Source organism: Streptomyces sp. NPDC002779 (assembly GCF_042888685.1).
In the GTDB taxonomy this organism is placed as follows: Bacteria; Actinomycetota; Actinomycetes; order Streptomycetales; family Streptomycetaceae; genus Streptomyces.
This window is the reverse complement of record NZ_JBIAQC010000002.1, coordinates 698,812-725,448: the sequence shown is the minus strand read 5'-3', so window position 1 is coordinate 725,448 and position 26,637 is coordinate 698,812. Positions and strand designations below refer to the sequence as shown.

At 70.0% G+C, this 26,637-nt stretch carries 24 protein-coding genes and 1 pseudogene; 12 read left to right on the top strand and 13 right to left on the bottom strand.

The features are described 5' to 3' along the window. Positions 1-121 precede the first annotated feature (121 nt). From ACFYW5_RS08815 to ACFYW5_RS08780, 8 genes are all read left to right on the top strand, one after another. The gene (locus tag ACFYW5_RS08815; RefSeq protein ID WP_389416234.1) at positions 122-1,282 is read left to right on the top strand and encodes a mandelate racemase/muconate lactonizing enzyme family protein; all 1,161 of its coding nucleotides are present in this window, start codon (positions 122-124) and stop codon (positions 1,280-1,282) included. Next, entirely contained in the window at positions 1,279-2,283 is a 1,005-nt protein-coding gene (locus ACFYW5_RS08810; protein ID WP_389416233.1) for a zinc-binding dehydrogenase, read from the top strand. Before ACFYW5_RS08815 ends, ACFYW5_RS08810 begins: the two co-directional genes overlap by 4 nt. A 113-nt stretch (positions 2,284-2,396) precedes the next feature. Next, positions 2,397-3,365 carry a hypothetical protein gene (locus ACFYW5_RS08805; protein WP_389416232.1) on the top strand — a complete coding sequence of 323 codons (969 nt, stop codon included), beginning with the start codon at positions 2,397-2,399 and terminating at the stop codon, positions 3,363-3,365. 87 nt (positions 3,366-3,452) lie between these two features. Then, complete coding sequence (gene chvE / locus ACFYW5_RS08800) at positions 3,453-4,565, top strand: multiple monosaccharide ABC transporter substrate-binding protein (RefSeq protein ID WP_389416231.1); 1,113 nt, start codon at positions 3,453-3,455, stop codon at positions 4,563-4,565. Positions 4,566-4,597: 32 nt separating this feature from the next. Then, positions 4,598-6,148: a multiple monosaccharide ABC transporter ATP-binding protein gene (gene mmsA, locus ACFYW5_RS08795; RefSeq protein ID WP_389416230.1), complete on the top strand. Its 1,551-nt coding sequence runs from the start codon at positions 4,598-4,600 to the stop codon at positions 6,146-6,148. Then, a complete protein-coding gene (gene mmsB, locus ACFYW5_RS08790) occupies positions 6,145-7,389 on the top strand; it encodes a multiple monosaccharide ABC transporter permease (RefSeq protein WP_389416229.1) in 1,245 nt (414 codons plus the stop codon). Before mmsA ends, mmsB begins: the two co-directional genes overlap by 4 nt. A 54-nt stretch (positions 7,390-7,443) precedes the next feature. Beyond that, positions 7,444-8,589, top strand: coding sequence for an aldose epimerase family protein (locus tag ACFYW5_RS08785; protein WP_389416228.1), 1,146 nt, complete (start codon positions 7,444-7,446; stop codon positions 8,587-8,589). 139 nt (positions 8,590-8,728) lie between these two features. Then, a complete protein-coding gene (locus ACFYW5_RS08780; protein ID WP_389416227.1) occupies positions 8,729-10,213 on the top strand; it encodes a pyridoxal phosphate-dependent aminotransferase in 1,485 nt (494 codons plus the stop codon). Between the two features lie 72 nt (positions 10,214-10,285). Here ACFYW5_RS08780 and ACFYW5_RS08775 read toward each other — a convergent pair whose 3' ends face one another. From ACFYW5_RS08775 to ACFYW5_RS08730, 10 genes and pseudogenes are all read right to left on the bottom strand, one after another. After that, positions 10,286-11,719, bottom strand: coding sequence for a family 43 glycosylhydrolase (locus ACFYW5_RS08775; protein ID WP_389416437.1), 1,434 nt, complete (start codon positions 11,717-11,719; stop codon positions 10,286-10,288). After that, positions 11,701-12,699: an arabinan endo-1,5-alpha-L-arabinosidase gene (locus tag ACFYW5_RS08770; protein WP_389416226.1), complete on the bottom strand. Its 999-nt coding sequence runs from the start codon at positions 12,697-12,699 to the stop codon at positions 11,701-11,703. The genes ACFYW5_RS08775 and ACFYW5_RS08770 overlap by 19 nt, the downstream gene beginning before the upstream one ends. Positions 12,700-12,852: 153 nt before the next feature. Further along, the gene (locus ACFYW5_RS08765; protein ID WP_389416225.1) at positions 12,853-13,047 is read right to left on the bottom strand and encodes a hypothetical protein; all 195 of its coding nucleotides are present in this window, start codon (positions 13,045-13,047) and stop codon (positions 12,853-12,855) included. Positions 13,048-13,120: 73 nt separating this feature from the next. After that, a pseudogene (locus tag ACFYW5_RS08760) lies at positions 13,121-13,402 on the bottom strand (sulfite exporter TauE/SafE family protein); the annotation flags it as partial. 100 nt (positions 13,403-13,502) lie between these two features. Beyond that, positions 13,503-13,961 carry an RrF2 family transcriptional regulator gene (locus ACFYW5_RS08755; RefSeq protein ID WP_389416224.1) on the bottom strand — a complete coding sequence of 153 codons (459 nt, stop codon included), beginning with the start codon at positions 13,959-13,961 and terminating at the stop codon, positions 13,503-13,505. Positions 13,962-13,995: 34 nt separating this feature from the next. Continuing rightward, the gene (locus tag ACFYW5_RS08750) at positions 13,996-15,501 is read right to left on the bottom strand and encodes an alpha-N-arabinofuranosidase (protein WP_389416223.1); all 1,506 of its coding nucleotides are present in this window, start codon (positions 15,499-15,501) and stop codon (positions 13,996-13,998) included. A gap of 104 nt (positions 15,502-15,605) precedes the next feature. Next, entirely contained in the window at positions 15,606-16,577 is a 972-nt protein-coding gene (locus tag ACFYW5_RS08745) for an arabinan endo-1,5-alpha-L-arabinosidase (RefSeq protein WP_389416222.1), read from the bottom strand. Beyond that, on the bottom strand, positions 16,574-17,431 hold the full coding sequence (locus ACFYW5_RS08740) for a carbohydrate ABC transporter permease (protein ID WP_389416221.1): 858 nt from the start codon (positions 17,429-17,431) through the stop codon (positions 16,574-16,576). The genes ACFYW5_RS08745 and ACFYW5_RS08740 overlap by 4 nt, the downstream gene beginning before the upstream one ends. Then, the gene (locus ACFYW5_RS08735; protein WP_389416220.1) at positions 17,428-18,369 is read right to left on the bottom strand and encodes a carbohydrate ABC transporter permease; all 942 of its coding nucleotides are present in this window, start codon (positions 18,367-18,369) and stop codon (positions 17,428-17,430) included. The genes ACFYW5_RS08740 and ACFYW5_RS08735 overlap by 4 nt, the downstream gene beginning before the upstream one ends. After that, complete coding sequence (locus ACFYW5_RS08730; RefSeq protein WP_389416219.1) at positions 18,366-19,715, bottom strand: extracellular solute-binding protein; 1,350 nt, start codon at positions 19,713-19,715, stop codon at positions 18,366-18,368. Before ACFYW5_RS08730 ends, ACFYW5_RS08735 begins: the two co-directional genes overlap by 4 nt. 248 nt (positions 19,716-19,963) lie before the next feature. On the opposite strand from ACFYW5_RS08730, the gene ACFYW5_RS08725 reads away from it, so the two are divergent. From ACFYW5_RS08725 to ACFYW5_RS08715, 3 genes are all read left to right on the top strand, one after another. Next, on the top strand, positions 19,964-20,575 hold the full coding sequence (locus ACFYW5_RS08725) for a toxin-antitoxin system, toxin component family protein (RefSeq protein WP_389416218.1): 612 nt from the start codon (positions 19,964-19,966) through the stop codon (positions 20,573-20,575). Beyond that, positions 20,572-21,801, top strand: coding sequence for an MAB_1171c family putative transporter (locus tag ACFYW5_RS08720; protein WP_389416217.1), 1,230 nt, complete (start codon positions 20,572-20,574; stop codon positions 21,799-21,801). Before ACFYW5_RS08725 ends, ACFYW5_RS08720 begins: the two co-directional genes overlap by 4 nt. 152 nt (positions 21,802-21,953) lie before the next feature. Continuing rightward, positions 21,954-23,366 carry an FAD-dependent oxidoreductase gene (locus ACFYW5_RS08715; protein ID WP_389416216.1) on the top strand — a complete coding sequence of 471 codons (1,413 nt, stop codon included), beginning with the start codon at positions 21,954-21,956 and terminating at the stop codon, positions 23,364-23,366. Here the strand turns inward: ACFYW5_RS08715 and ACFYW5_RS08710 are convergent, their stop codons facing one another. The 3 genes from ACFYW5_RS08710 to ACFYW5_RS08700 all read right to left on the bottom strand — a co-directional run bounded on the left by ACFYW5_RS08710 (position 23,367) and on the right by ACFYW5_RS08700 (position 25,726). Then, positions 23,367-24,212, bottom strand: coding sequence for an SMP-30/gluconolactonase/LRE family protein (locus ACFYW5_RS08710; protein ID WP_389416215.1), 846 nt, complete (start codon positions 24,210-24,212; stop codon positions 23,367-23,369). Further along, positions 24,209-24,982 (bottom strand): IclR family transcriptional regulator, encoded by a 774-nt coding sequence (locus ACFYW5_RS08705; RefSeq protein WP_389416214.1) that lies wholly within the window; start codon positions 24,980-24,982, stop codon positions 24,209-24,211. Before ACFYW5_RS08705 ends, ACFYW5_RS08710 begins: the two co-directional genes overlap by 4 nt. A 123-nt stretch (positions 24,983-25,105) precedes the next feature. After that, the gene (locus tag ACFYW5_RS08700) at positions 25,106-25,726 is read right to left on the bottom strand and encodes a TetR family transcriptional regulator (protein WP_389416213.1); all 621 of its coding nucleotides are present in this window, start codon (positions 25,724-25,726) and stop codon (positions 25,106-25,108) included. 119 nt (positions 25,727-25,845) lie between these two features. Here ACFYW5_RS08700 and ACFYW5_RS08695 point away from each other — a divergent pair, with 119 nt between their 5' ends. Next, positions 25,846-26,547 (top strand): DUF2993 domain-containing protein, encoded by a 702-nt coding sequence (locus tag ACFYW5_RS08695; RefSeq protein ID WP_389416212.1) that lies wholly within the window; start codon positions 25,846-25,848, stop codon positions 26,545-26,547. The last annotated feature ends 90 nt before the right edge of the window (positions 26,548-26,637 follow it).

The window sequence follows — 26,637 nt, the reverse complement described above, 5'->3', positions numbered from 1 at the left end:
ATGCGTGCGACCCATTGACACCCCCGCCGCCCCCTCCCTACTGTCACGTCAGCATTTCGAACGTGTGTCGAAATCTCGAACACACGCTAATGAGCCGACGACGCAGCAAGGGACAACTGCCGTGCGCATCACCGGAATCAGCACACACGTGGTCGGAACGCCGTGGCGCAACCTGACCTATGTACAGGTGCACACCGACGAGGGAATCACGGGAGTCGGTGAGACCCGGATGCTGGGTCACACCGACGCGCTGATCGGCTATCTGCGAGAGGCCGAGACCAACCACATTCTCGGCTCCGACCCGTTCGCCACGGAAGACCTCGTGCGCCGCATGAAGTACGGCGACTACGGCCGCGCGGGCGAGATCGTGATGTCCGGGATCGCCGTCATCGAGATGGCCTGCTGGGACATCAAGGGCAAGGCGCTCGGGGTGCCGGTCTGGCAGCTCCTGGGCGGCAAGGTCACCGACCGGGTCAAGGCGTACGCCAACGGCTGGTACACCACCGAGCGGACGCCCGAGGCCTACCACAAGGCCGCCCAGGGAGTCATGGAGCGCGGGTACAAGGCGCTCAAGATCGACCCCTTCGGCACCGGGCAGTTCGAGCTCGACCACGAGCAGAGCCTGTACGCCGTCTCCCTCATCGAGGCGGTCCGGGACGCCATCGGCCCGGACGCGGAGCTGATGCTGGAGATGCACGGCCGGTTCTCCCCGGCCACCGCGGTCCGGCTCGCCCACGAGCTGGCGCCCTTCAAGCCGGCCTGGCTGGAGGAGCCCTGCCCGCCGGAGAACCTGAAGGCGCTGGAGAAGGTGGCCGCCAAGGTGGACATCCCGGTCGCCACCGGTGAGCGGATCCACGACCGGATCGAGTTCCGGGAGCTCTTCGAGAGCCAGGCCGTCGACATCATCCAGCCCGACGTCGGTCACATCGGCGGCATCTGGGAGACCCGCAAGCTCGCCGCCACCGCCGAGACCCACTACATGCTGGTCGCCCCGCACAACGTGGGCGGCTCCGTGCTGACCGCGGCCTCCCTCCAGGTCGGCTTCAGCTCCCCCAACTTCAAGATCCTCGAGCACTTCAACGACTTCGCGGACTCCGAGATCAAGAAGGTCGTCAAGGGCGCGCCGCAGGTCGTGGACGGCTACTTCCACCTCTCCGACGCCCCCGGTCTCGGCGTCGAGCTGGACGTGGACGCCGCCGCCGAGTTCCCGCAGCAGCAGGCCCGCTTCGACCTGTGGGCCGAGGGCTGGGAGCGGCGCCAGCCGAAGGGCACCCAGAAGTGAGCAGCGCCGTCGTCGTCGAGGCGCCCGGCGAGCACCGGCTGGCCGAGCACACGCCGCGCGAGCCCGGCCCCGGGGAGGCGCTGGTGCGCGTCCACGCGGTCGGCATCTGCGGCAGCGACCGCGAGGTGTACCAGGGCAACCGGCCCGAGGGGTACGTGCGGTACCCGCTCACCCCCGGCCACGAGTGGTCCGGGACCGTGCAGCGGGTCGGCGCCGGGGTGCCCGGGTCCCTCGTCGGCCGCAAGGTCGTCGGGGAGGGCTTCCGCAACTGCCAGGTCTGCGACCGCTGCCACGCCGGCGAGACCACCCTGTGCACCGCCGGGTACGAGGAGACCGGGTTCACCCAGCCCGGCGCGATGGCCACCACGCTCACCCTGCCCGCCCGGCTGCTGCACGTGCTGCCGGAAGACTGCGATCTGACGGCCGCCGCCCTGCTGGAGCCCGCCGCCTGTATCGCCGCCGCGGCGATCAAGGCGAACGCCCGCCCCGGCGAGCGGGTCGCGGTGGTCGGCACCGGGACGCTCGGCATGTTCGCCGTGCAGTTCCTGCGGGCCGGATCGCCGGGCGAGCTGCTGGTGGTGGGCACCCGGCGGGACCGGGAGGCGCTGTCCCGGGAGTTCGGCGCCACCGGCTTCCGCACCCGGGACGAGGAACTGCCCGACACCTTCGACGTGGTCATCGAGACCGCCGGGTCCGCGTCCGCCGCGCGCACCGCCGCCTGTCTGCTCAGGCGCGGCGGACGCCTGGTCCTGACCGGGATCCCGGCGCCGGGCGCCGAGGGTCTGGACCCGACGGACCTGGTCGTACGGCAGCTGGAGGTGCACACCGTCTTCGGGGCCCCGCCGGATGCCTGGGCGCACACGGTGCGGGTGTTCGCGGCCGGGCTGCTCGATCCACTGCCGCTGGTCACGCACGAGCTGCCGCTGGAGGGGTTCGCGCGCGCCATCGAGCTGGTCGGGTCGGGCGATCCGAAGGTCGGGAAAGTCCTGCTGCGCCCCTAGCCGTGCGCCGGTGCGGGGGCGACCTGACGGCCCCCGCACCGGCGTACCACCAAGCCTTTGCCGTACCCAGAGCCGCGAACTTCGTCCGAAATAACGAACAAGAAGGACAGCTTGTGACCGACGCTTCCGCCACGGCAGCCCGTCGACCCGGCGAGCAGGCGCTCGCCGCCCTCGGCCTGGGCGCGCCCGACCTCTCCCCCGCCGACGCCTCGCCCCACTCGTTCCCGGGCGGCGGCCGCTGGCGCACCGAGATTCCCTCGTGCGAGGGTCCCGAAGCGCTGGCCGTTGTCCTGAAGGAAGCCTCGCGGCTCGACGTGCCGATCCACCGGATCAGCCAGGGCAGCGGCGTCTGGATGCTGACCGACGCCGAGATCACCGAGATGGTCGAGGCCACCGGCGAGCGCGACATCGAGCTCTGCCTGTTCACCGGCCCGCGCGGCACCTGGGACATCGGCGGCTCCACCCGTACCGACTCCCGGGGCGCGGGGCTGCGGGCCCGCGGCCACGACGCGGTGGCCGGCTGCGTCGAGGACGCCGTGCGCGCCACCGAGCTGGGTGTGCAGTGCCTGCTCGTCGCCGACGAGGGCGTGCTGTGGACCCTGCACCGGGCGCGCGCCGCCGGGATCATCCCGGCCGACACCACGCTCAAGGTGAGCGCGCTGATCGGCCCGGTCAACCCGGCCGCCTACGCGGTCTACGAGCGGCTCGGCGCGGACTCGGTCAACGTGCCCAGCGATCTGACGCTGGACCACCTCACCGAGATCCGGCGGGTCTCCGCCGCCCCCATGGACATGTACATCGAGGCCCCCGACGACCTCGGCGGCTACGTCCGGATGTACGAGGTCGCCGAACTCATCCGGCGCGGCGCTCCGCTGTACCTGAAGTTCGGTCTGTCCAAGACGCCCGGGATCTACCCCTACGGCCACCACCTGCGCGAACTCACGCTGTCCACCGCCAAGGAGCGGGTGCGGCGGGGCCGGCTGGCGCTGGACCTGCTCGCCCGGCACGGGGCCGACGGGGAGATGGCTCCCCTGGGCTCACGACTGCCGGGGGACCTCCGACGTTTCGAAACATATTCATAAAGGTTTCGGCGCCCCCTTCACAGAAGGCGACGCAGCCAAACAGAATCCCACACACCCAGCCGTGCTGAGACATCAAGGAAGATGACCATGCGCAACCGCAGAGCCGCTCTCGCCGCGATAGCCACCGCCGCCTCCCTCGCCCTCACCCTGACCGCCTGCGGCCAGGACGGCGAGGGCGGCAGCGAGGAGGGCAAGGGGAGCACCGAAGGTGCCACCATCGGCATCGCGATGCCGACCAAGTCCTCCGAGCGCTGGATCGCCGACGGAAAGAACGTCGAGACGCACCTGAAGGACATGGGCTACAAGACCAAGCTGGTCTACGGTGAGGACGACCCCGACCAGCAGGTCTCGCAGATCGAGAACCTGATCACGCAGGGTGTGGAAGCGCTGATCGTGGCGGCCATCGACAACAAGTCGATGAACAACGTCCTGCAGCAGGCCAAGGAAGCCGACATCCCGGTCATCTCCTACGACCGCCTGATCCTCGGCACCGAGAACGTCGACTACTACGCCTCCTTCGACAACGAGAAGGTCGGCGAACTCCAGGCCACCTACATCGTGGAGAAGCTCGGCCTGAAGGACGGTTCCGAGAAGGGCCCGTTCAACATCGAGCTGTTCGCCGGCTCCAACGACGACAACAACACCCGCTACTTCTTCCAGGGCGCGATGAACGTCCTGCAGCCCTACATCGACAAGAAGCAGCTCGTCGTCCGCTCCGGCCAGACCGACCTGACCCAGGTCACCACCCTGCGCTGGGACGGCGGCACCGCCCAGAAGCGCATGGACGACATCCTCACCTCGGCCTACAAGTCCGAGCGGGTCGACGCGGTGCTCTCGCCGTACGACGGCATCTCCATCGGCATCCTGTCGGCACTGAAGTCGGACGACTACGGCTCCAAGTCCAAGCCGCTGCCGATCGTCACCGGCCAGGACGCCGAGGTCGCCTCGGTGAAGTCGATCATCGCCGACGAGCAGTCGATGACCGTCTACAAGGACACCCGCGAACTCGCCAAGGTCGCCTCCAACATGGTCGACGCGGTGCTCAACGACAAGAAGCCCGAGGTCAACGACGAGGAGACCTACGACAACGGCTCCAAGGTCGTGCCCGCCTACCTGCTGGAGCCGGTCAGCGTGGACAAGGAGAACTACCAGAAGGTCGTCGTCGACTCCGGCTACATCAAGGAAAGCGACCTCAAGTAACCTCCGGCACCCACTGATTGGAAGGCACGACCATGGCGGGACCCGTCCTGGAAATGCGCTCGATCGTCAAGACCTTTCCCGGCGTCAAGGCGCTGTCGGACGTCACACTGACCGTCCGGCAGGGCGAGGTCCACGCCATCTGCGGGGAGAACGGCGCCGGCAAGTCGACCCTGATGAAGGTCCTCTCCGGCGTCCACCCGCACGGCACGTACGAGGGCGAGATCCTCTTCGAGGGGGCGGCCTGCGAGTTCAAGGACATCCGGGCCAGCGAGCAGCACGGCATCGTGATCATCCACCAGGAACTGGCGCTGATCCCCTACCTCTCCATCGCCGAGAACATCTTCCTCGGCAACGAGCACGCCACCCGCGGGATCATCAGCTGGACCGAGACGCTCCGGCACGCCACCGAGCTGCTGCGCCGGGTCGGGCTGAGCGATCACCCCGACACCCGCGTCGCCGACATCGGCGTGGGCAAGCAGCAGCTGGTGGAGATCGCCAAGGCGCTCTCGAAGAAGGTGAAGCTGCTCATCCTGGACGAGCCGACCGCGGCCCTGAACGACGAGGACAGCGGCAAACTCCTCGATCTCATCCTGGAGTTGAAGAACCAGGGCATCACCTCGATCATCATCTCGCACAAACTGAACGAGATCCGCAAGGTGGCGGACTCGGTGACGATCCTGCGCGACGGCCGGACCATCGAGACCCTCGACGTGAAGGCCGAGGGGACCACCGAGGACCGGATCATCAGCGGGATGGTCGGCCGCGACCTGGAGCACCGCTTCCCCGAGCGGACGCCGCACCAGCCGGAGGAGGGCGCGGCGCCGGCCCTGGAGATCCGCAACTGGACCGTGCACCACCCGATCGACCAGCAGCGCAAGGTCGTCGACGATGTGTCGATCGAGGTACGGCGCGGCGAGATCGTCGGGATCGCGGGCCTGATGGGCGCGGGCCGCACCGAACTCGCGATGAGCGTCTTCGGGCGGACCTACGGCCGGTACGCGGGCGGCACGGTCCTCAAGGACGGCACGGAGATCCGTACCAAGTCCGTCCCCGAGGCGGTCAAGCACGGCATCGCCTACGTCACCGAGGACCGCAAGCACTACGGCCTCAACCTCATCGACACCATCAACCGCAACATCTCGCTCAGCGCGCTGGGCAAGGTCTCCAAGCGGGGCGTGGTGGACGAGCACGAGGAGCGGCAGGTCGCCGAGGGCTTCCGCAAGTCCATGAACATCAAGGCGCCCACCGTCTTCGAACCGGTCGGCAAGCTGTCCGGCGGCAACCAGCAGAAGGTCGTCCTCAGCAAGTGGATCTTCGCGGGTCCCGATGTGCTGATCCTGGACGAGCCGACGCGCGGTATCGACGTCGGCGCCAAGTACGAGATCTACACCGTCATCGACCAGCTGGCCGCCCAGGGCAAGGCGGTCGTCTTCATCTCCTCCGAGCTGCCGGAACTGCTCGGCATGTGCGACCGCATCTACACGATGGCCGCGGGGCGGCTGACCGGTGAGTTCTCGCGGGCCGAGGCCTCGCAGGAATCGCTGATGCGCCGGATGACCAAGGACAAAGAGGTATCCCGATGAGCACGGATGTGACCGCGAAGACGCCGGCCCCGGCGCCGCCCGGCAAGGGCGGTTCGGCCACCGCCGACGGACTGTTCCAGCTGGTGCTGGACGGTATGCGCCGCAACATGCGGCAGTACGGCATGCTGTTCGCGCTCGGGCTGATCGTGGTGCTGTTCGCCGTATGGACCGACGGTGATCTGCTGCTGCCCCGCAACGTCTCCAACCTGGTGCTCCAGAACAGCTACATCCTGATCCTCGCGATCGGCATGATGCTGGTGATCATCGCGGGTCATATCGACCTGTCGGTGGGGTCGCTGACGGCGTTCATCGGTTCCATGGCCGCCGTGTTCATGGTCAGGAACGATCTGCCCTGGCCGGTAGCCGTCATCCTCTGCCTGGCCATGGGGGCCATCGCGGGCGCGGTCCAGGGGTTCTTCATCGCCTACGGCGGCATACCCTCGTTCATCGTCACCCTCGCGGGCATGCTGATCTTCCGCGGTCTGACCGAGATCTTCCTGGAGGGCCAGACTCTCGGCCCGTTCCCGGAGGGGCTGCAGAAGGTCTCCAACGGCTTCATGCCCGAGGTCGGCCCGGACACCAACTATCACAACCTCACCCTGTTGCTCGGGTTCGCGCTGATCGCCTTCGTGATCTTCCAGGAGTACCGCGACCGGCGCCGCCAGCAGGAGTTCGCGCTGGAGGTCGCGCCGCGCAACCTGTTCCTGCTGAAGCTGGTCGCACTCGGCGCCGCCATCCTCACGCTGACGATGCTGCTCGCCAGCTACAAGGGCGCCCCGTACGTCCTGCTGGTCCTCGGAGTGCTGCTGGTCGGCTTCGGCTACCTCATGCGCAACGCGATCATCGGCCGCCACATCTACGCCATCGGCGGCAACCTGCCCGCGGCCAAGCTGTCGGGTGTGAAGGACAAGAAGGTCACCTTCCTGGTCTTCCTGAACATGGGCATGCTCGCGGCCCTGGCGGGTCTGGTCTTCGCCGCCCGCTTCAACGCGGCCTCGCCCAAGGCCGGCCTCAACTTCGAACTGGAGGCGATCGCCGCCGCGTTCATCGGCGGCGCGTCGATGAGCGGCGGTGTCGGCACGGTGCTCGGCGCCATCATCGGCGGTCTGGTCCTGGGCGTGCTGAACAACGGTATGAACCTCGTCGGCATCGGCACCGACTGGCAGCAGGTCATCAAGGGCCTGGTCCTGCTGGCGGCGGTCGGGTTCGACGTGTGGAACAAGCGCAAGGTCGGTTCGTAAGTCGCTCGGGCCCCGCCGGAAGGCGGGGCCCGCTTCCTTTGCAGGAGCCGCAACATGGAACTGAGCAGACGTACCGTCATCGCCGGGGCCGCAGCCGCCGGTGTCACCGCCGCCATGAGCGGCACGGCCCATGCCACAGGGGGGCACAAGCCGGTGAAGTCGCTCTTCGGCAAGCTCGCCGACGGCACCAAGATCTACCGCTGGTCGCTGGAGAACGGAGGGACCCGGCTGAAGGTCCTCTCCTACGGCGGCATCGTCCAGTCCCTGGAGGTCCCCGACCGCCGCGGCCGCCGGACCAACGTCTCGCTGGGCTTCGACACCATCGAGGAGTACGTCGCCTCCAGCCCCTACTTCGGCGCCCTGATCGGCCGCTACGGCAACCGCATCGGCAAGGGCCGCTTCACCCTGGACGGCAAGACCCACCAGCTCTCCGTCAACGACGGCGAGAACAGCCTGCACGGCGGGTCCAAGGGCTTCGACAAGGTCGTCTGGGACGTCGAGCCGTTCACCAAGGGCTCCGATGTCGGCCTGTACCTCTACTACACCTCCGTCGACGGCGAGATGGGCTACCCCGGCACGCTGCGCACGAAGGTGACGTACACCCTCACCCGCTCCGGCGACTGGCGCATCGACTACGAGGCCACCACCGACAAGGCCACGGTCGTCAACCTCACCAGCCACGTCTACTGGAACCTGGCCGGCGAGTCCAGCGGCACCATCTACGACCACGAGCTGTCCATCGCCGCCTCCCGCTACACGCCGGTCGACTCGGGGCTGATCCCCACGGGCGAGCTGGCCAAGGTGGCGGGCACCCCCTTCGACTTCCGCCGCACCAAGACCGTCGGCGAGGACATCCGGGTCGCGCACCAGCAGCTGCTGTACGGCAAGGGCATCGACCACAACTGGGTGCTGGACAAGGGCATCACCGCCAGGCCGGAATGGGTGGCAACCCTGCGGGACCCCTCCTCCGGCCGCACCCTGAAGATCGCCACCACCGAGCCGGGGCTGCAGTTCTACTCGGGCAACTTCCTCGACGGCACCCTGGTCGGCAGCGGCGGCTCGGTCTACCGCCAGGGCGACGCCCTGTGCCTGGAGACGCAGCACTTCCCGGACTCGCCGAACCAGCCGTCGTTCCCGTCCACCACCCTGCGCCCCGGCCAGACGTACCGGACGACGACGGTGCACTCCTTCAGCGCCTGAGCCGCACAGCGCCTGAAACCTCACAAGGCGTTCACAACTTCCCGGCGAATTCACAGAGGTTGAACAGCGCCACACCGGCATCCGTATCCCAGGGTGGCCCGCGCTCCCCCGCGCGGGCCACCCGGACCCGGAGGTTGCCTTGGCTGAGAACGTCACCTCGCTGTTCCGCAGCACGGCGGCGCACAGCCCCTCGATGGCCGCGCTGACCCGTGAAGGCGGTGAGGATGCCGGGCCGATCGACTTCTGCATCCCGTGCAACCCGTACTTCCCCACGCCCGCCATGTTCGACGACATGGCGGGCCGGCTGCGCGACATCATCACGTACTACCCGAGCAGCGCCGACACCATCACGGCAGAGCTGTGCAACCTCCTCCGGCTCCCCCCGCAGGCCGTCGCCATGGGCAACGGCTCGACCGAGCTGATCACCTGGATCGACCATCTGCTGGTGCGGGAGTCCCTCGCCGTCCCCGTCCCCACCTTCGGCCGCTGGACCGACCAGCCCATGGAGACCGGCAAGCGGGTCGACATGTTCCCGCTCCAGGAGTCCAGCGGCTTCGCCCTCGACCTCGCGCAGTACGCCGAGTTCATCCGGGCCCGCGGCACGCGTGTCGCGGTGATCTGCAACCCCAACAACCCCGACGGCGGCTTTCTGCACCGGCACGCCATCGTGCAGTTCATGGACGCCATGGCCGACCTCGACCTCGTCGTCATCGACGAGTCGTTCCTGGAGTTCGCCGACGCGGAGGCCGAGCCGTCGGTCGTGCAGGAGGCGATGCTGCGGCCCAACGTGGTCGTGCTGCGCAGTCTCGGCAAGAACTTCGGTCTGCACGGCATACGGTTCGGATACCTGGTCGCGAACCCGGCGCTCGCGGGGCGCGTCCGCTCGATGCTCCCCAAGTGGAACCTCAACGCCTTCGCCGAGCACGTGGTGTTCATGCTCAAGCACCATGGGCCCGAGTACGCGGAGAGCCTGCACCAGGTGCGCCGGGACCGGCTGGACATGGCGAGCCAGCTGGCCGCGCTGCCCGGACTCACGGTCTACCCCTCGCAGGGCAACTTCCTCTTCGTACGGCTGCCCGTCGGCGCCGAGGGCACGGTCGTACGGGACCGGCTGCTCACCGAGCACCGGATCCTGGTCCGTGAGTGCGGCAACAAGATCGGTTCGTCCAGCCGCTTCCTGAGACTCGTGGTGCGCCCCCAGGTGGACGTGCGTCGCCTGGTGTCCGGCCTGGAACAGGTGCTCTACGGGACCAGGAGGGGAGCGGCCGCCGTACCCGAGCCGGCTACCGGGACCAGCTACAGCTCGGGCACGGCGGCCGTGGACCGGTTGGTGGGGTCGACCAACGGGGCGGGGATGGCTATGCCGATGCCAGTGCCTCCGGCGGTTGTGCCGGCTCCAGTTCCGGCGCCTGTTCCCGCGCCGATGCCCATGCCTGCGCGCATGCCTGCGCGCATGCCTGCGCCTATGCCTGCGCCTATGCCTGCGGCGGCGGCTTTCGAGCCTACGCCGCCTGGGGTTCCGGCCCGGGGTGGGCTTACGGCGGCGCAGGTTCGGGGGACGACGGGGCCGGGGTTGGCCCCTGCCCCGGCTACGGGGTGGCCCAACGCGGCCGGGATGGGGTGAGCTTGTTGTTCGGCGGGTGCGGGGTGCGCTGTGGCTGGTCGCGCCGTTCCCCGCGCCCCTAGGTGGGTTCACTTACACCGGGTTGAGGCGCCACTGTTGGCAGTTGTTGTTCAGCCATGCCCATTGGCGGACGTCCGCTCCGTCTGCCGTGCCGCAGTTCGACACGTCCGCCACCTTTCCCGTGGCCTGATTGACGATCCTTACGTAGCCGTCGGTTGTCGCTATGAAGCGGAAGCGCTGGCAGGTGTTGTTCAGCCAGGGCCACTGGCGCAGATCGGCGCCGTCGGCCGAGGAGCAGTTCTCGGTGTCGAGGACCTTGCCGGTGCCGGCGTTCACCAGACGGTGGGTGTCGTCGCCCAGGTCCTCCAGGCGCCAGCGCTGGTTGGTGCCGCCGTTGCACGTCCACTGCTGGACATTGGCCCCGTCCGCCGTCGAACCGCCCGCCACCTCCAGGCACTTGCCGCTGTTGCGGTTGCTGAGCGTGTACGTGGTCGACGCCGACCCCGGTTCCCCCGAGGGCCCCGCCAGGCTCGCGCCCAGGGCCACCGGTCTGCCGAGGTTCGGCGAACCGTCCGCGTTCCAGGTGAACTTCTGCGCCCTGGTCGTACGGCCGTTGTCGCAGCCCTCGGACGCGGCGTCGTTGGCGTGGTAGACGATCCAGTTCTCCGTGCCGTCCGGCGAGGTGAAGAAGCCGTGGTGGCCGGGGCCGTACACGCCCGCCGAGTCGTTGCGCTGGAAGACCGGCGTGGACTTCTTCGTCCAGGCGGCGGCGGACAGCGGGTCGGAGCCGGTGAGGCGCAGCTGGCCCAGCTTGTAGTCGGGCGTCCAGCAGCCGCTTGCCGAGTAGACCAGGTAGGTCTGGCCGCCCCGCTGGAGGAGTTCCGGGCCCTCGTTCACGGTGCCGCCGGACCGCTCCCAGTCGTAGGTCGGCGTCGAGATGGTGGAGAAGCCCGTGGCCAGGGTGTACGGGTTGGACATCCGGGCCGCCACCAGGTTCTGGGTGCCTCCGCTCGCGCTGCCGAAGAGGTAGAGCTGACCGTTGATCGTGCCGACGGTCGGGTCCAGCATCCAGGCCGAGTTGAGCTGGTTGCGGTAGGTGTACGGGCCCATGGGATCGGAGCCCGCGCTCTCCAGGACGTGGGTGCGCTGGGTGGGCACGTAGTCGGAGACGTTCTGTCCGGCCACGTAGTAGAGGTACCAGCGGCCGTTGAGGTAGTGCAGCTCCGGCGCCCAGATGTTGCAGCAGCGGGAAGCCGCGTCCCCTTGCCAGACCTGCACGCTGGGCGCGGTGGCCAGACCGGCCAGCGTGGCGGACTTGCGGATGGTGATCCGGTCGGTCCAACTGGTCGTCACCAGGTAGTAGTTGCCGTTGTGGTATGAGATCCACGGGTCGGCGCCCTTGACCGACTTCACGGGGTTGCTGAACGAGGCGGCACTGGCGGGGGTCTGCCCCAGGGCGAGCACGAAGACCAGCGCGGCCAGCAGGGTCAGTACGCGACGGGCCATCCGCTGCTCCAGTTCAGGAGGTTGATGCCGAGCTTCGGTGTGCCGTTGTCCTGGCCGTCGTAGTAGTGGTAGACGATCAGGTCGCCGTCGACGTCGTTCATGATCGACTGCCCGCCGGGGCCGATGTAGCGGCCGTGGGACTCCAGCACGGGCGTCCCGCCGTTGTTCATCATCGACACGCCGTTCCGGTCGTAGTACGGCCCGGTGACGCTGGTGGCGCGGCCGACCTTGACCTTGTACGTGGAGCTGGTGCCGGCGCAGCAGGTGTCGTACGAGGCGAACAGGTAGTAGTAGCCGTTGCGCTTGACGATGTAGGGCGCTTCCACCGCCTTGGTGCCGGTCGGGCGGGAGGCCAGGGAGTAGCGGGTGGTGTTGGTGGCGAGCTGTTTGCCGGTGGCGGGGTTGATCTGGATCATCTTCAGGCCCGTCCACCAACTGCCGAAGGACAGCCACCACTTGCCGTCGCTGTCGACGAAGAGGTTGGGGTCGATGGCGTTGTAGTCGCTGGCCGAGCCGGAGGTGTAGACGGTTCCCTGGTCGGTCCAGCTGCCCGGCCGGCCGGTGCTGGAGGTGGCGAGCCCGATCGCCGAGGTGTTGGAGCCGAACTTCGAGACGGAGTAGTACAGCAGGTACCTGCCACCGTGGTACGAGATGTCCGGCGCCCAGGCCTCCGGCACGGAGGAGTACGCCGACCACCAGCCCGGGCGGGTGGAGAAGGCGTCGGCGCCGGCGGTGAAGGCGATGCGGTTGCCGGACGTCTTGCCGGCGATGCCGCCGCCGGTGGCGTACAGCAGGTACTGGCCGGACGCGGTGCGGATCATCGTGGGATCGTGGACGACGGTGGAACCGGTGACCGTGCCGGGGTTGGGGTAGGCCGACGCGCTGGACGGGATCAAGGCCAGCAGGACGGCTGCGGGGAGGGCGAGGAGAGCGGTTCTGGTGCGGCTCACGTGAACGCTCCTGTTCTGTATATCGAACATCGATCGTCACTTCGGACGGACCGTAGAATCGAACCCCTTGCGCGTCAATGGTTCGCGCAGCAACTAAACAGCCCCGGCAACGGAGTTGGTCACCGCCGGCTCCGCCTGCTCTCCGCGGTAGGCGCGGATCGACCAGGCCAGTGCGGCCGCCGCCTACCGCCCCGCCGAGGATGCGGGGCGCGGGAGCAGGCGGACCAGCCAGGCGGCGAGCGGCGCGGCGATCAGGCCGCCGAGCAGGAACGCCGTCACCCAGACGACGTCGATGCCCTGTGAGCCGAGCGAGAAGAGGAAGCCGAGGCTGGCGGCGACGGCCACCAGGAACTCGCTGGTGTCGATCGAGCCGATCACCTTGCGCGGCTCCCGCGTCCAGGAACCCGGCGACCAGGCCGAGCGGGGACAGGAACCGCTTGCGCAACGGCATGCCGAGCTGCCCCTCGGGGAGGCCGCGGAAGGTGAAGCGGGACATGACGTAGACGCCGAGGCTCAGCAGGATCAGGGACATCAGCGGCTCGGCGAGCTGGGTCGACAGCCTCGGCAGGACCGTCGCGCCCAGGAAGGCGCCCGCCGCCCCCGGTACGCCGATCCTCGAGACGACCTTCCAGTCCACGTTCCCGAACCGCCAATGCGCGGCGCCGGACATCAGGGTGGTGCCGATCTCGGCGAGGTGGACGGTGGCCGAGGCGGCGGCCGGGTTGGTGCCCATGGCCAGCAGCAGCGTGGGCGAGGTGACGCCGTAGGGCCGTGCCGAGGCTGCCGTCCACTAGCTGGGCGCCCAGGCCCGCGAGGGCGAGCCGAGAGGGCTTCTAAGGGTTTTCCCAGGCGGCCGGTTCCGCGGCCAGCAGCTGGACGTTCTCGGGCAGCGCGCCGGTGGCGATGTCCGCGACGGTGACGCCCTCCAGGATCCGGCGGACGTTGGCGCGCAGCGCGATCCACAGCGGCAGCAGCGGCTCGGCCGACCCGGCGTAGGTCAGCCCGGTCGGGCGGACGCCGCGCACGGAGACGATGGGGCCGTCGACGGCCCGGATCACATCGGCGACCGTGATCGCCGACGCGTCCCGGGCCAGCCGGTACCCGCCGTTGCCGCCGCGCCGGCTGTCGACCAGACCGGCGCGGCGGAGGTCGCCGAGGATCCCCTCCAGGAACTTGTGCGGAATGTCCTGCTCGGTGGCGATGGCCTCCGCCTTCACCGGGCCGTCGTCCTGGCGCACGGCGAGCTCCAATACCGCTCGTACCGCGTAGTCCGCCCGTGCCGAGATCCTCATACGACCATTGTCACCGCTGTCACAGGTGTCCGTGTCAGCCCAGCCGGATCACGTTCCAGGACAGCGGTTCCAGTACGGCGGTCAGGACGCCGTCCGTCAGCGCCGTGCCCTCGCCCGGGTGCGGGGCGACCCGCTCCGGCTCGTCGAGCGTGTTGCGGGCGTCCGGGTCGGCGTCGGCGAGCGCGCTGTGCTCGACGACCCGGGTCAGGTCCAGCCCGTTCAGGGCGACTTCGAGCGGCAGCGACTCGGTGCGGCTGCGGTTCACCGCGAACACGGTGACCGTCCCGTCCTCGGCGCGCACGGCGGTGGCGTGCAGCAGGTCGGCCTCGCCGTACTTCTTCGTCTCGTACGTCGGCGAGTCGACCCGGACGTCCAGGACCTGGCCGCGGCCGTACCGCGACGCCTGGGCGAACGGGAAGAACGTCGTCTGCCGCCACGCCGGGCCGCCGGGCTCGGTCATGATCGGGGCGATGACGTTCACGAGCTGCGCGAGACAGGCGACCGTGACGCGGTCGGCGTGCCGGAGCAGGGCGATGAGCAGCGAGCCGAAGACGACGGCGTCGGTGACGCTGTAGTTGTCCTCCAGCAGCCGGGGCGCCTCCGGCCAGTCCAGGGCGCTGACCTGGGCCTCGGTGCGGGACAGGTACCAGACGTTCCACTCGTCGAAGGAGAGGTCGATCTTCTTCTTCGACTTCAGGCGGGCGCCGATGTGATCGCAGGTGGCCACGACGTTGTCGATGAAGGACTCCATGTCGACGGCCGAGGCCAGGAAGGAGTCGACGTCACCGTCGAGCGGCTCGTAGTAGGCGTGCAGGGAGATGTAGTCGACGAGGTCGTACGTCTCCTTGAGGACCGTCGCCTCCCATTCGGCGAAGGTCTCCATGGACTGGCCGGAGCTGCCGCAGGCGACGAGTTCGACGGACGGGTCGATCTGGCGCATGGCGCGGGCCGTCTCGGCGGCGACCCGGCCGTACTCCTCGGCCGTCTTGTGGCCGGTCTGCCAGGGGCCGTCCATCTCGTTGCCCAGGCACCACAGCTTGATGCCGAAGGGGTCCTTGTCGCCGTGGCTGCGGCGCAGCTCGGAGAGTGCCGTGCCGGAGGGGTGGTTGGCGTACTCCTGCAGCTCGATGGCCTCCGCGACGCCCCGGGTGCCGAGGTTGACGGCCATCATGGGCTCGGCCTGGGGGCCGACCTTCTTGAGGAAGGCGATGTACTCGGAGAGGCCGAAGCGGTTGGACTCCGTCGTGCGCCAGGCGAGGTCGAGGCGGCGGGGGCGGTCCTCGACCGGGCCTACCGAGTCCTCCCACTTGTAGCCCGAGACGAAGTTGCCGCCGGGGTAGCGGATGGCGGTGACGCCGAGTTCCCTGACGAGGTCGAGGACGTCCTGGCGGAGGCCGGCCTCGTCGGCGGTGGGGTGGTCGGGTTCGAAGATGCCGGTGTATACGCAGCGGCCGAGGTGTTCTACGAAGGATCCGAAGAGTCGGGGGTTGACCTCACCGACGGTGAACGCGGGGTCGAGGGTGAAGCGGGCGGTGTGCATTTTCGCCTTTCGAAGGGGGTGGTTCCGTGTGGATGGCGTCTGCGGGTCGTGGGGGCTGATCGCGCCCACGCGGCGAAGCCGCAAATAGACACAGCCCCGCGCCCCTATACGGCGTTCGGCCAGCCGCCTTCCGACCAGCTCAGCTTGTTGAGGCCCAGCTTCGGCGTGCCGGCGTCCTCCGCGTCGTAGTAGTGGTACGCCAGCCAGTCCTCGCCTCGGTCCTTGAAGACCGACTGGCCGCCCGTGCCGATGAACCTGCCGTGGCCCTCCAGGAGCAGGTCGCCGCCGCCCTCCAGCATCGGTTTGCCCGTGCTGTCGATGTACGGGCCCTTGATGTCCGTCGAGCGGCCCACCTTGATCTTGTAGGTGGAGTTCACGCCGGAGCAGCAGGCGTCGTAGGAGGCGAAGAGGTAGTAGTGGCGGCCGTGTTTGACGATGTACGGGCCCTCGACGGCGTACGGGACGTGGGGTCGGGTCGCCAGGTGGTGGACCGTGGCTCCCGGGACCGCCTTGCCGGTGCGTTCGTCGAGTTCGACCATGCGGATGCCGGTCCAGTACGAGCCGAAGGACATCCAGAGCCTGCCGTCCGCCTTGATCAGGGCGGGGTCGATGGCGTTCCAGTGGTCGGTCGTCTCGGAGCTGAAGACCTTGCCGTGGTCGGTCCAGGTGCCGGGGAGGCCGGAGCGGGAGGTGGCGACGCCGATCGCGGAGTGGTTGGTACCCCAGGACGAGACCGCGTAGTACAGCCAGTACCTGCCGTCGCGGTAGGAGATGTCGGGGGCCCAGGGATCACCGGTGTCGTTGTACTCGTACCACCAACTCGGCGGCTGGGCGAAGGCGTTGCCCGCGTCGTCCCAGTGCGTGCCGTCCTTCGACAGGCGGGCGCCGATGACGCCGCCGGTCGAATAGGCCGCGTAGCCGCCGGACTTGAGGCGGATGACGGTGGGGTCGTGGATGATCTGCTGCCCGGTGATGGGGCGGGGGTCCGGGTAGGTCCCGGCCGCCTGCGCCGTGTGGGGCAGCAGGGCGATGAGGGCCGCCGCCGTCACGGCGGTCAGGGTGCTGCGCAGGGTCACTGTCCCGCCAATCCCGTGTGGGCGACGCCCGCCACGATCTGCCGCTGGAAGAAGACGAAGACGACGATCAGGGGCAGGCCCGCCATCAGGCCGCCGGCCATGAGCTGGGCCCACTGGATGCCGTAGGAGTTCATGACGGTCGCGATGCCGTTCGGCATGGTCATCAGGTCGGGGTTGTTGGTCACCATGTACGGCCACAGGAAGTTGTTCCAGGAGGCGATGAAGGTGAAGATGCCGACCGCCGCGAGGGAGGGGCGGGCGAGCGGGACGACGATGGTGAAGAAGACCCGCCAGCGGCCCGCGCCGTCGATGAACGCGGCCTCCTCCAGCTCGCGCGGGATGCCCTGGAAGAACTTGTAGAGGATGTAGACCATCGCGGCCGGCGCGCACTGCGGCAGGATCATGCCCCAGTAGGTGTCGACCATCCCCATCTGCTGGACCGTCGTGAACAGTGGCACGCCGAGCACCGCCGGGGAGACCATCAGGCCCGTCATCACCAGGCCCAGCAGGGCGTTCTTGCCGCGGAACTCGGTGCGGGCGAAGCCGTATCCGGCGAGGGCGCTGACGACCAGCACGACGGCCGTGACGCAGACGGAGACGACCAGGGAGTTCACGAACCAGTTGGTGACGTTGCCGGTCTCCCACAGCGACCGCCACGCCTGGCCCGTCCAGACCTCCGGCAGCCAGTGCGGCGGGATCTCGGCCGCCTCGGCCTCGGACTTCAGCGAGGTGAGCAGGGCCGCGACGATCGGCGCCATGAAGACGGCGGAGACGGCGGCGCCGATCAGGGTGAGCACGATCTGGCTGGGGGTCCAGGTACTGCGGGGCTTGAGCCGTATCGGTGCGCCGCTCATCGGGTGCCCTCCTCACGAGTGCGCAGCAGCCACATCCGCGCCAGGGCGACGGCTGCGATGAGCACGAAGAAGATGATGGACATCGCGGAGGCGTAGCCCACGCGGTAGCTGGTGAAGCCCTGTTCGAGGGTGTACTGGACGAAGGAGCGGGTGGACAGCTCCGGCCCGGGGCTGAAGTCCATCATCACGACGGCCTGGTCGAAGAGCTGGAGCGAGGCGAGGATCTGCAGCGCGATCACCAGGCCGGTGATGTTGCGCAGCAGCGGCAGCGTGATGTGGACCATGCGGTGCCAGGCGTTGGCGCCATCGAGTTTGGCGGCCTCGTAGAGGTGGCCGGGGATGCCCTGGAGGGCGGCGAGGTAGAGCAGGAAGGAGAAGCCGACGGTCCACCACAGGGTGGTGATGACGATGGCGAACATCGCGTACGACTTGTCGGTCAGCCAGGGCGTTTCCAGCCCGAAGGTCTCGTTGAACAGGCCGATGCCCTGGGTGAACAGCCACTGCCACATGTTGGCCGCGACCGTGGAGGGCAGGAGGAAGGGCGCGAAGAAGCACAGCCGCCACAGCCATTTGGCGCGCTCGATGTGGTGGGCGAGCATCGCGAGCAGGAAGGCGAGGACGGTGATGCAGGGCACGACGAGCAGCGTGAAGTAGGCGCTGTGGCCCAGCGCGTCCCACATCGCGGCGTCGTTCAGGGCTTCGCGGTAGTTGTCGAGGCCGACGAAGCTCGCGCCCTCGCCGGAGATGTTGGCGTCGGTGAAGCTGAGGTAGACGCCCCGCAGCAGCGGCCAGATCACGAACAGGGCGAACAGGGCCAGGAAGGGGGCGACGAACCAGCCCCCGTGCTGGAAGCCCTGCTTGCGGCGGACGGTGGCACTGGCGGCGGCGGTCCTCGCCCGCGCCGGTGCGACGGCGGTCTGAGCGCTGGTCGCCATCATGCGGCCGCACCTCCCTCGGCGGCGGTCCGGCCGTCCATCGGGTTCTTCGAGGCCAGCAGCCGGGTGAGCCGGCTCTTCATCGTCCGGGCGACGGCGGCCGGCTGGGCGGAGCCCATCGTGGAGGAGACGACGACCGGGCCGAGATCCTGGGCGAGCACGCCGGTGGAGCCCGCGAACCACACCTTCGGCTCGGTGGCCTGGTGGTCCATGGCGCTGACGTACTCGTTCTGCGGGGTGAGCTTCTGGTACGCGTCCGTGGTGAGCGTCGGCGTGTACGCGGGGATGTGGCCGCCGGCCGCCCACTGCTGGGCGTGCTGGACGACGTACGCGGCCAGTCGGTGCGCGGCCTCGTTGGCGGCGCCGCCGCGGCCGGCCTGGTGGGGCAGGACGAAGGCGTGCGACTCGGCGTGGGTGGCCTGCTTGCCGAAGACGGGCGGGAGCGGGGTGGCGCCGTAGTCGAGTTCGGCACCGGAGAAGACCGGCACCGACCAGTTGCCCTCCCAGGTGAAGGGGGCGCCGTTGACGAACTGCTCGCCGGTGGGGGCGCCGGGGATGACATAGCCGTCGGTGACGTGCTGCCGCAGGAACTCCAGGACCTGCGTGGCCTTGTCGGCGTCGAAGAGGACCTCGGTGCGGTCGTCGTTGAACCACTCGCCGCCGAGCTGGGTGTAGAAGGCGACGAAGAACCACCACTGGAAGTTCTGGTCGTTGGTCCACAGGCCGATGGTCTGCAGGCCCTTCTTCTGGACCGCCTTGGCCCGCTTCAGGACGTCGAACCACTCGGCGGTGGAGCCGACCGGGATCATCCGGCCGTCGTCGCCGAGCAGATCCGCCTTCTTGAGCACGTCCTTGCGGTAGAAGCAGAGCTGGACGTGGATGTCGAGCGGCAGGGCGTAGAGCTTGCCGTCGATGACGCCGCGGCTCCACAGCGCGGGGTTGAAGTCCTGCTCCTTCACGCCGTACTCGGCGAGCAGGCCGACGTCCCACGGGTCGAGGAGGCGGCCCGGGGAGAAGCCGGCGACCCGGCCCACGTGCATGACGCCGAGTTCGGGGGCGCGGTCGCCCGCGGCGGCCATGGCCAGCTTGGTGTAGAAGGGGTTGCCCCACTGGAGCGTGGAGTCCTTGACCGCGATGTCCGGGTACTGCGCACGGAAGGCGTCCAGCATCGCGATCATGTTGGAGCCGTCGCCGCCACTGAAGAGGTTCCAGTAGCGCACCCGGGTGTCGGCGCCGGAGGCGAGCGCGTCGGCCCCGGTCCCGAGCGCCGCGAAGCCGAAGCTTCCGGCGACCGTCAACCCGCCCATTCCGGCGAGGAGTTGCCTGCGGTTCAGGCCAGGTCGTCCCATGCCCTGCCCTTACTGTTCGAGATTTCGAATGGTGCTCGTAACTTCGAACGGGACCGTAGGGTCGAAGCGCTCGCGCGTCAATGGGTTGCGCAGGAATTTCAAGGTGCTTTCAGGCCGCGGGCCGTCGCGCCCGGTGGTTCCCGGTTGAACAACGGCCCCCGGACCGCATGACGTGGACAGCGCCGTCCGCGTACTCTCGAACGGCCTGCCGTACGGCACCGGGACGGCGGCGAGACGAAGGGGGACGGATGGACATCGCGGGCGCGCGCGAAAGGGCGGCCCGGGTCGCGGCAGCGCTGCGGCGGCGCCCACGCGGCGGCCCCGCGATGCGTGCGCTGGCGGCCGAACTGGCCACCGCGGCACGGGCGAACGGCCGCCGCCCGGCCGATGTGCGCGAGCTGTGCGCGGACCTGTGCGCGGCGATGAGCGCCCGTCGCGGCGGACGTCCCGTGGAACTGCGCTTCGAGCGGTTCCCCGACGAGATCGAAGTCACCGGGCTGTGGGTGGAGTTCCAGGACTTCGACCTGGTCATCGTCGAGGAGCGGGCCGAGGCCATGCAGCAACTCGTCATCCTGGGCCATGAGTTGTGGCATCTGCACGCGGGGCACCGGCACCACCACATCGCCGGCGCCGCGGCCGTGGACGCCCTGGCGGAGCGGCCCGGCTGGCAGGACGTCGCGCTCGGGGTCGCCGCCCGCAACGGCTCCCGGGAGCGGGACGAGGCCGACGCCGACGACTTCGGCCACCGGCTGGCGGCGGCCTTCCGGCCGTACCTGACGGACGCGCCCGGCTCCCGGCCGCCGCTCGACCCGCTCCAGCGGTCCCTCGGCTACCGCGGACGAGGAGGTCCGACGGGATGACCACGACGTCGGCCCTGGACCCCGCCGCCGCGCTCAGCGACTTCTACATCTCCTTCTGGATCCCCGCCGCGGTGCTCGCCGCCGCCCTGGCGATCAAGCTGCCCAGCATCATCCGGCTCTGGCGCGACCCGCTGCTGCGCGCGGTCGGCGGACTGCTGCTGCTCGCCTGCGCGGTGTTCGTCTTCTGCACGCCCTCGACCATCGCCCGGGTGAACCGGCTGGTCGGCGTGCCCAACATCTCGGCGCCCTGGTGCTATTCGCTCCTGACGGCCTTCTGCGGCTCCTGTCTGCTGCTGATCATCGCCTGGCGCAACGGCCTGTCCGACCGCAACGCCGCCACCCGCCGCGCCATGCGCTGGCTGGTCTCCGTCTACTCGGGCGTGATCGTCGCCCTGTGGGTGCTCTTCGCCCTCGCGGACGCCCCCGTGGAGCGGCTGCGGGACCTGGACACCTATTACGCCACCACCCCGTTCATGCGCGAGGAGATCGTCCTCTACCTCCTGGCGCACACCGTGGCCGTACTGATCACGTCCCGGCTGATCTGGAACTGGGTGCGCACCGACGGCCTCGACGCCTGGCTGCGCTGGGGACTGAAGCTGCTGGGCGCCGGCTATGTGGTGAACCTCGTCTTCGACGGGGCCAAGATCACCGCCGTGGTGGCCCGGTGGACCGGCCACGACCTGGACTGGCTCAGCACCGACCTGGCGCCGCCGGTGGCCGCGGTGTCGGCCATCCTGATCGCGGTCGGCTTCATCCTCCCGCACGCCGGCCAGTTCCTGCACGACCGCTGGCGGGTCCGGCTCGCCCACCGTGAACTGCGGCCGCTGTACCTGCTGATGCGCACGGTCAGCGGCAACCGCCTCCCCTACGTGCTGCGCGCCACCCCCGAGCTGCGCCTGGTGCGCCGGGAGACGTTCATCCGCGACGCCCTGCTCCCCCTCGCCCGCCACCTCGACGAGGACCAGCGGCAGCGCGCCCACGACCGGGGACTCGCCCTCGGCTTCAGCCCGGAGCGCTCCCGGGCGCTGGCCGCCGCGGTGGCCATCCAGGACGCCGTCGAGGCCAAGCGGCGGGCCCCGGACAGCGAGGGCGCGGGCGACCCCGACACCACCGAACTCCTCCGGGAGATCCGGGCGGTGTCCCGGGCCCTGCGCCGCCCCGATCTGCTGGAAACGGTGCGGGACGGGACGGCCGAGTCGCCCTCCATGGCGCGCTCGTCCAGCTAGTCACCGACGCCGCCCCGTCACCGGTGCCGCTGAACTCCTCCCTGCCGATGGGTGTCCCATGCCGTGTTCTCGTGCTGTAGTTCGAGCTGTATTCGCGCCGGAATGGCGAAGAACCAGTCGTCCATGACTGACCGATCAGGAGCAAGCCGTCCATGAGTGATCGCAGTGCCACCGCCGTCGTGCTCGGCGGCTCCGTCGCCGGGATGCTCACCGCCCGTTCGCTGGCCTCCGTCGGCGTCCGGGTCACGGTCGTCGAGCGCGACGCCCTCCCGGCGGGCCCCGAACCGCGCAAGGGCCTCCCCCAGGCCCGCCATGTCCACCAGCTGTGGTCCGGCGGCGCCCACGCCATGGAGGAACTGCTGCCGGGCGTGACGGCGCGGCTCACGGAGGCGGGCGCACGGCGGCTTCCGGTCACCACGGACATGGTCGGCCTCTCACCCCGCGGCTGGTACCGGCGCTGGGCGGAGTCCCACTTCATGCTGCTGTGCAGCCGCGACCTGCTGGACGCGACCGTCCGCGCCCAGGTCCTCGCCGACGAACGGATCGAGCTGATCGAGCGCGCGGAGGTGCTGGGTCTGGAGGGTACGGCCGCCGCCGTCACCGGCGTACACCTGCGGGCCCACGACGCCGCCCGGCGCACCCTGCGAGCCGATCTGGTGGTCGACGCGACGGGGCGCGGATCCCGGACCCCGAAGTGGCTGTCGGCGCTCGGACTGCCACGGCCGCAGGTGCGGGAGGTGGACTCGGGGGTGGCGTACGCGAGCCGCCTGTTCCGGGCGCCGGAGGCGGCCCGCGACGGCTTCCCGGTGGTCAACGTCCAGCCGGAGCCGCGCGCGGGCGGCCCCGGCCGGGGCGGTGTGCTGCTGCCTATCGAGGACGGGCGCTGGCTGGTCACCCTGTTCGGCACCCGCGGAGGCGAACCGTCGTCCTCCACCGCCGACTTCGACGTGCACGCCCGCAAGGAGCAGCGGCATCCGATCCTGGCGGACCTGATCGCGCGGGCGGAGCCCCTCTCGGAAGTCGCCTTCACCCGTACGACGGCGAACCGCCGCCACTTCTACGAGCGGATGGCGGTGTGGCCGGAGAACTTCGTCGTCGTCGGCGACGCGCTCGCCGCATTCAACCCCGTCTACGGGCACGGCATGTCGGTGGCCGCCCAGGCGGCGGTGACCCTACGCGCCACGGTGCAGGATCACGGCTGGGCCACGCCCGGGCTGTCCCGGCGCCTGCAGAAGGCGGTGGCCCGGCCGGCGCGGGCGGCCTGGGACCTGGCCATCGGGCAGGACGTGTTCTATCCCGGGGCGACCGGGGCGACCGGAGCCGCCGGGGCCGGGCCCACGCGGGCGGAACGGCTGGTGGCCGCGTACGTGGACCGTCTGACGTACACCGCCACGGGCAACGGCCGGGTGGCGCGGGCGCTGACGGACGTGATGGCACTGGAGAAGGGCGCGGGCGTGCTGCTCACGCCGCCGATCCTGGTGGCGGCCGCGGTCGGCCCGCTCAAGCCGGCGCTGAGCGGACCGCCGCTGACGGACGACGAGCTGAAGCGGGCCGGGCTGCAGTAGTCAGCCCGCGAAGGCCGGTTGCGGCAGGCCCGTCCCCGCCCCCGGCACCACCAGCAGCGAGCCCGCCACCGGATGCGGAGCGGCCAGGCCCACCCGGGCCGTGGTGATGTACAGGTCGGTCAGGTCCGCGCCGCCGAAGGCGCAGGCCGTTATCCGCGGGGTGGGCAGGACGATCTCCCGGTCCAGCTCGCCCGCGGGCGTGTAGCGCCGTACCGCCCCGCCGTCCCACAGGGCCACCCACACACAGCCGTCGGCGTCCACGGTGAGACCGTCGGGGAATCCGGCGCCGGCCTCGATCTCGACCAGGGGACGCCGGTGCGAGACGGTCCCGTCGCCGGCGTGGTCGAGGACGTCCACGCGGCGGGTGGGCGAGTCGATGTAGTACAGGAGCCGGCCGTCGGGGCTCCAGCCGGTGCCGTTGCTGACGGTGACGTCGTCCAGGACCGGGACCACCTCCCCCGCCCCGGTGATCCGGGACAGCGTGCCGCCGCCCGGCGCCTCGTCGTAGCGCATGGTGCCCGCCCAGAGGGAACCGTCGGGGGCCACGGCGGCGTCGTTGCCGCGGCGGCCCGGGACGGGCTCGCGATGCAGCCAGCGCAGCGAGTCGTCGGGGTCGAGGAGAGCCACGCCGTCCCGGAGGTTCAGCACCAGCCCGCCCTGCGCGCGCGGCTTCACGGCGCCGATGTGCTGGCCGGTGGTACGGCTGGTGCGGCGGCCGGAGGACGGGTCGTAGGAGTGGATGCGCGACCCGAGGATGTCGATCCACAGGAGCCGGCCGGTGACCGGATCCCAGGTGGGCCCTTCACCGAGGGTCGCCTCGGCGCGTACCGCGACGTCGTACCTCATGCCGCGGTCCGGTGGCCGAGCCGCTCGGACAGCTCGGCGGCGCCCTTGGCGGCGAGCTGCTCCAGCTCCGCCTTGCGCTCCTCGCTCCAGCGGATCATCGGTACGGAGATGGACAGCGCGGCCACGACCCGGCCGGTGCGGTCGCGTACCGGCGCGGCGACGCAGGAGACGTCCGGGTTGGACTCGCGGCTCTCCACGGCGATCCCGCGCGTCTGGATCTCGGCAAGGGCCTCGCGCAGAACGGCCGGGTCGGTGATGCTGTTGGGGGTCATCGCGACCAGCTCGGCACCGTCCGGGATGCGCGAGGTGAGTTCCGGCTCCGGCAGGGACGCCAGCAGCATCTTGCCGACGGATGTGCAGTGGGCGGGCAGACGGCGGCCGGCCGCCGACACCATGCGCACGGCGTGCGTGGAGTCGACCTTGGCGATGTAGATGACGTCGGTGCCTTCGAGGATCGCCACGTGTACGGTCTCGTCGCAGGTCTCGGCGACCGTCCGGGCCACGTTCTGGCCCTCGGCGGCGAGGTCGAGCTGCTCGGCGTACCGGCTGCCGAGCTGGTACGGCCGGACGCCCAGCCGGTAGCGGCCCGGCTGCCCCGGCACCGGGACGATGTAGGACCGGGCGGCGAGCGTGGTGACGAGTTCGTGCACGGTGGTGCGCGGGAGCTGGAGCTTGCGCACGATGTCGGGGGCGGAGAGTGTGCCGTCCCCGTCGAGAAAGAGCTCGAGGATGTCGAGAGCCCGGGTCACGGCAGGTACGAGGCGTCCCACGTGCGGCCCCCTCCCTAATGTTCGAAATTTCAACGGCTGGTCGGAATGACGAACACAGGCTACTCATGCTGGGTTTGCCTGGGCAATGGGACTGCGGCGACCCGATGTCCGGATGTCCCGCGCTCATGACTCCCGGAGGCAGTCGAACGCGGAGGCCAGCAGCTCGTGCGCCCTGGCGGGCGTGCGTTCCGCCTCCGGCAGACCGGCGTACGCGAACAGCGCGGAGCGCATCGCGCCGACGGCGGCCCGGGCCAGCACGGCCGCGCGCAGCGGCGTGGCCGCGCCGGGACGATGCCCGGCGAGCCGCTCCAGCAGGGCGTCGGCGAGACCGTCCTCGAACTGGCTGAGCACCGGCAGGAACTGGCGCACCGGCCGGCCCGGAAAGCGTTGCGGCGGCCCGCTGAACATCAGGCCGGGAGTGCCGTCGGCGATGAGGTCGAGGCAGGCGCCGAGGACGGCGGTGTAGGGGTCCTCGTCGGCGGGCCGGGCGACGACATGGGCCCGCATGACCGGGATGAGGTCCAGGACCTCGTCGAGGACCAGGTCCTCCTTGGAGGGGAAGTAGCGGAAGAAGGTCCGCTCGGTGACTCCGGCGGCGGCCGCGATGTCCCGCACCGTGGTCTGCGCGTACCCACGCTCCTCGAACATGCGGTGGGCGGCCTCCTGGAGGGCCTTGCGGGTCGCCGCCTTCTGCGCCTCGCGGCGCCCGCGTGGCTCCGCGGGGGAGGTGTCGAGGGTTGCCATGTGCGGAGTATCGCAGGCGGAAAACCGACGGTGCGGAATCTGTCAGTCATGACACCTTCGGTATGGTGTCAGTCATGACACTTTTTCGGAGGAGGCGTGTGCCCCGCGGTCCGAGGCGTGTGCCCCGCGGTCGCATCTCCCGCAGGTCCCGTCTGATCGCCCTGGGCGGGGTCGGCGCCGTGCTGGTCACCGGGGCCGCCGTCGAGGCGGTGGCACGTCATCAGGCGGCCGACCGGCTCACGGACCGCATGGAGGAGCGCCTGCACACCGGCCTCGACGTGGGCTTCGGACCGACACCGGTGATGCTGCAACTGGCCCGCGGGTCCTTCCCCCGCGTGGAGGTCTCCGGCGAGGGCGCGACGTTCCGCCGGTTCTCCGGGGTGGACCTGCACGCCGAACTCGCCGATGTGGTCCGTACCGGCGACGGACTGTCGGTGGCCGACACCCAGGTCAGCGCCGAACTGACGGACACCGCCCTGGCCGGTGCCGTCACCACGATGACCGGGGGCGCGCTGAACATCGCGGCGGTGACGACCGAGCAGGAGACGGGCGAGCTGGTCGTGCACGCCGGTCCGGCCGGACGGATCTCCGTCGGTTTCCGGCCTGTCCTGGAGCAGGAGGGCATCCGGTTCGAGCGCACCGCCGTGCACGTCGGCGAACGCGTCCTCCCCGAGGCCCTCGCCGGGCAACTGCTCGGGGACGCCCCGCGGGAGGTCGACCTGTCGGGGCTGCCGCTCGACCTGGAGCCGGAACGCCTCGACGTCACCGGCGACGGGCTGCGCATGGAGCTGGCGGGAGGCAGTACGACCGTGCGGGCCTGACCCTCCCCCCTCGGCGGGCCGTCACCGCGCACCGGCATCCGTCCGGCTCCCCCTCGGCCGGCCACCACCGCCCACAGCGCCTGTCCGGCC

Coding starts and splice junctions, on each gene's coding strand:
- mmsB (WP_389416229.1), top strand. CDS start 6,145: ATGAGCACGGATGTGACCGCGAAGACGCCGGCCCCGGCGCCGCCCGGC.
- ACFYW5_RS08785 (WP_389416228.1), top strand. CDS start 7,444: ATGGAACTGAGCAGACGTACCGTCATCGCCGGGGCCGCAGCCGCCGGT.
- ACFYW5_RS08775 (WP_389416437.1), bottom strand. CDS start 11,719: ATGGCCCGTCGCGTACTGACCCTGCTGGCCGCGCTGGTCTTCGTGCTC.
- chvE (WP_389416231.1), top strand. CDS start 3,453: ATGCGCAACCGCAGAGCCGCTCTCGCCGCGATAGCCACCGCCGCCTCC.
- ACFYW5_RS08725 (WP_389416218.1), top strand. CDS start 19,964: ATGGACATCGCGGGCGCGCGCGAAAGGGCGGCCCGGGTCGCGGCAGCG.
- ACFYW5_RS08770 (WP_389416226.1), bottom strand. CDS start 12,699: ATGTTCGATATACAGAACAGGAGCGTTCACGTGAGCCGCACCAGAACC.
- ACFYW5_RS08750 (WP_389416223.1), bottom strand. CDS start 15,501: ATGCACACCGCCCGCTTCACCCTCGACCCCGCGTTCACCGTCGGTGAG.
- ACFYW5_RS08735 (WP_389416220.1), bottom strand. CDS start 18,369: ATGATGGCGACCAGCGCTCAGACCGCCGTCGCACCGGCGCGGGCGAGG.
- ACFYW5_RS08720 (WP_389416217.1), top strand. CDS start 20,572: ATGACCACGACGTCGGCCCTGGACCCCGCCGCCGCGCTCAGCGACTTC.
- ACFYW5_RS08755 (WP_389416224.1), bottom strand. CDS start 13,961: ATGAGGATCTCGGCACGGGCGGACTACGCGGTACGAGCGGTATTGGAG.
- ACFYW5_RS08710 (WP_389416215.1), bottom strand. CDS start 24,212: ATGAGGTACGACGTCGCGGTACGCGCCGAGGCGACCCTCGGTGAAGGG.
- ACFYW5_RS08730 (WP_389416219.1), bottom strand. CDS start 19,715: ATGGGACGACCTGGCCTGAACCGCAGGCAACTCCTCGCCGGAATGGGC.
- ACFYW5_RS08715 (WP_389416216.1), top strand. CDS start 21,954: ATGAGTGATCGCAGTGCCACCGCCGTCGTGCTCGGCGGCTCCGTCGCC.
- mmsA (WP_389416230.1), top strand. CDS start 4,598: ATGGCGGGACCCGTCCTGGAAATGCGCTCGATCGTCAAGACCTTTCCC.
- ACFYW5_RS08700 (WP_389416213.1), bottom strand. CDS start 25,726: ATGGCAACCCTCGACACCTCCCCCGCGGAGCCACGCGGGCGCCGCGAG.
- ACFYW5_RS08740 (WP_389416221.1), bottom strand. CDS start 17,431: ATGAGCGGCGCACCGATACGGCTCAAGCCCCGCAGTACCTGGACCCCC.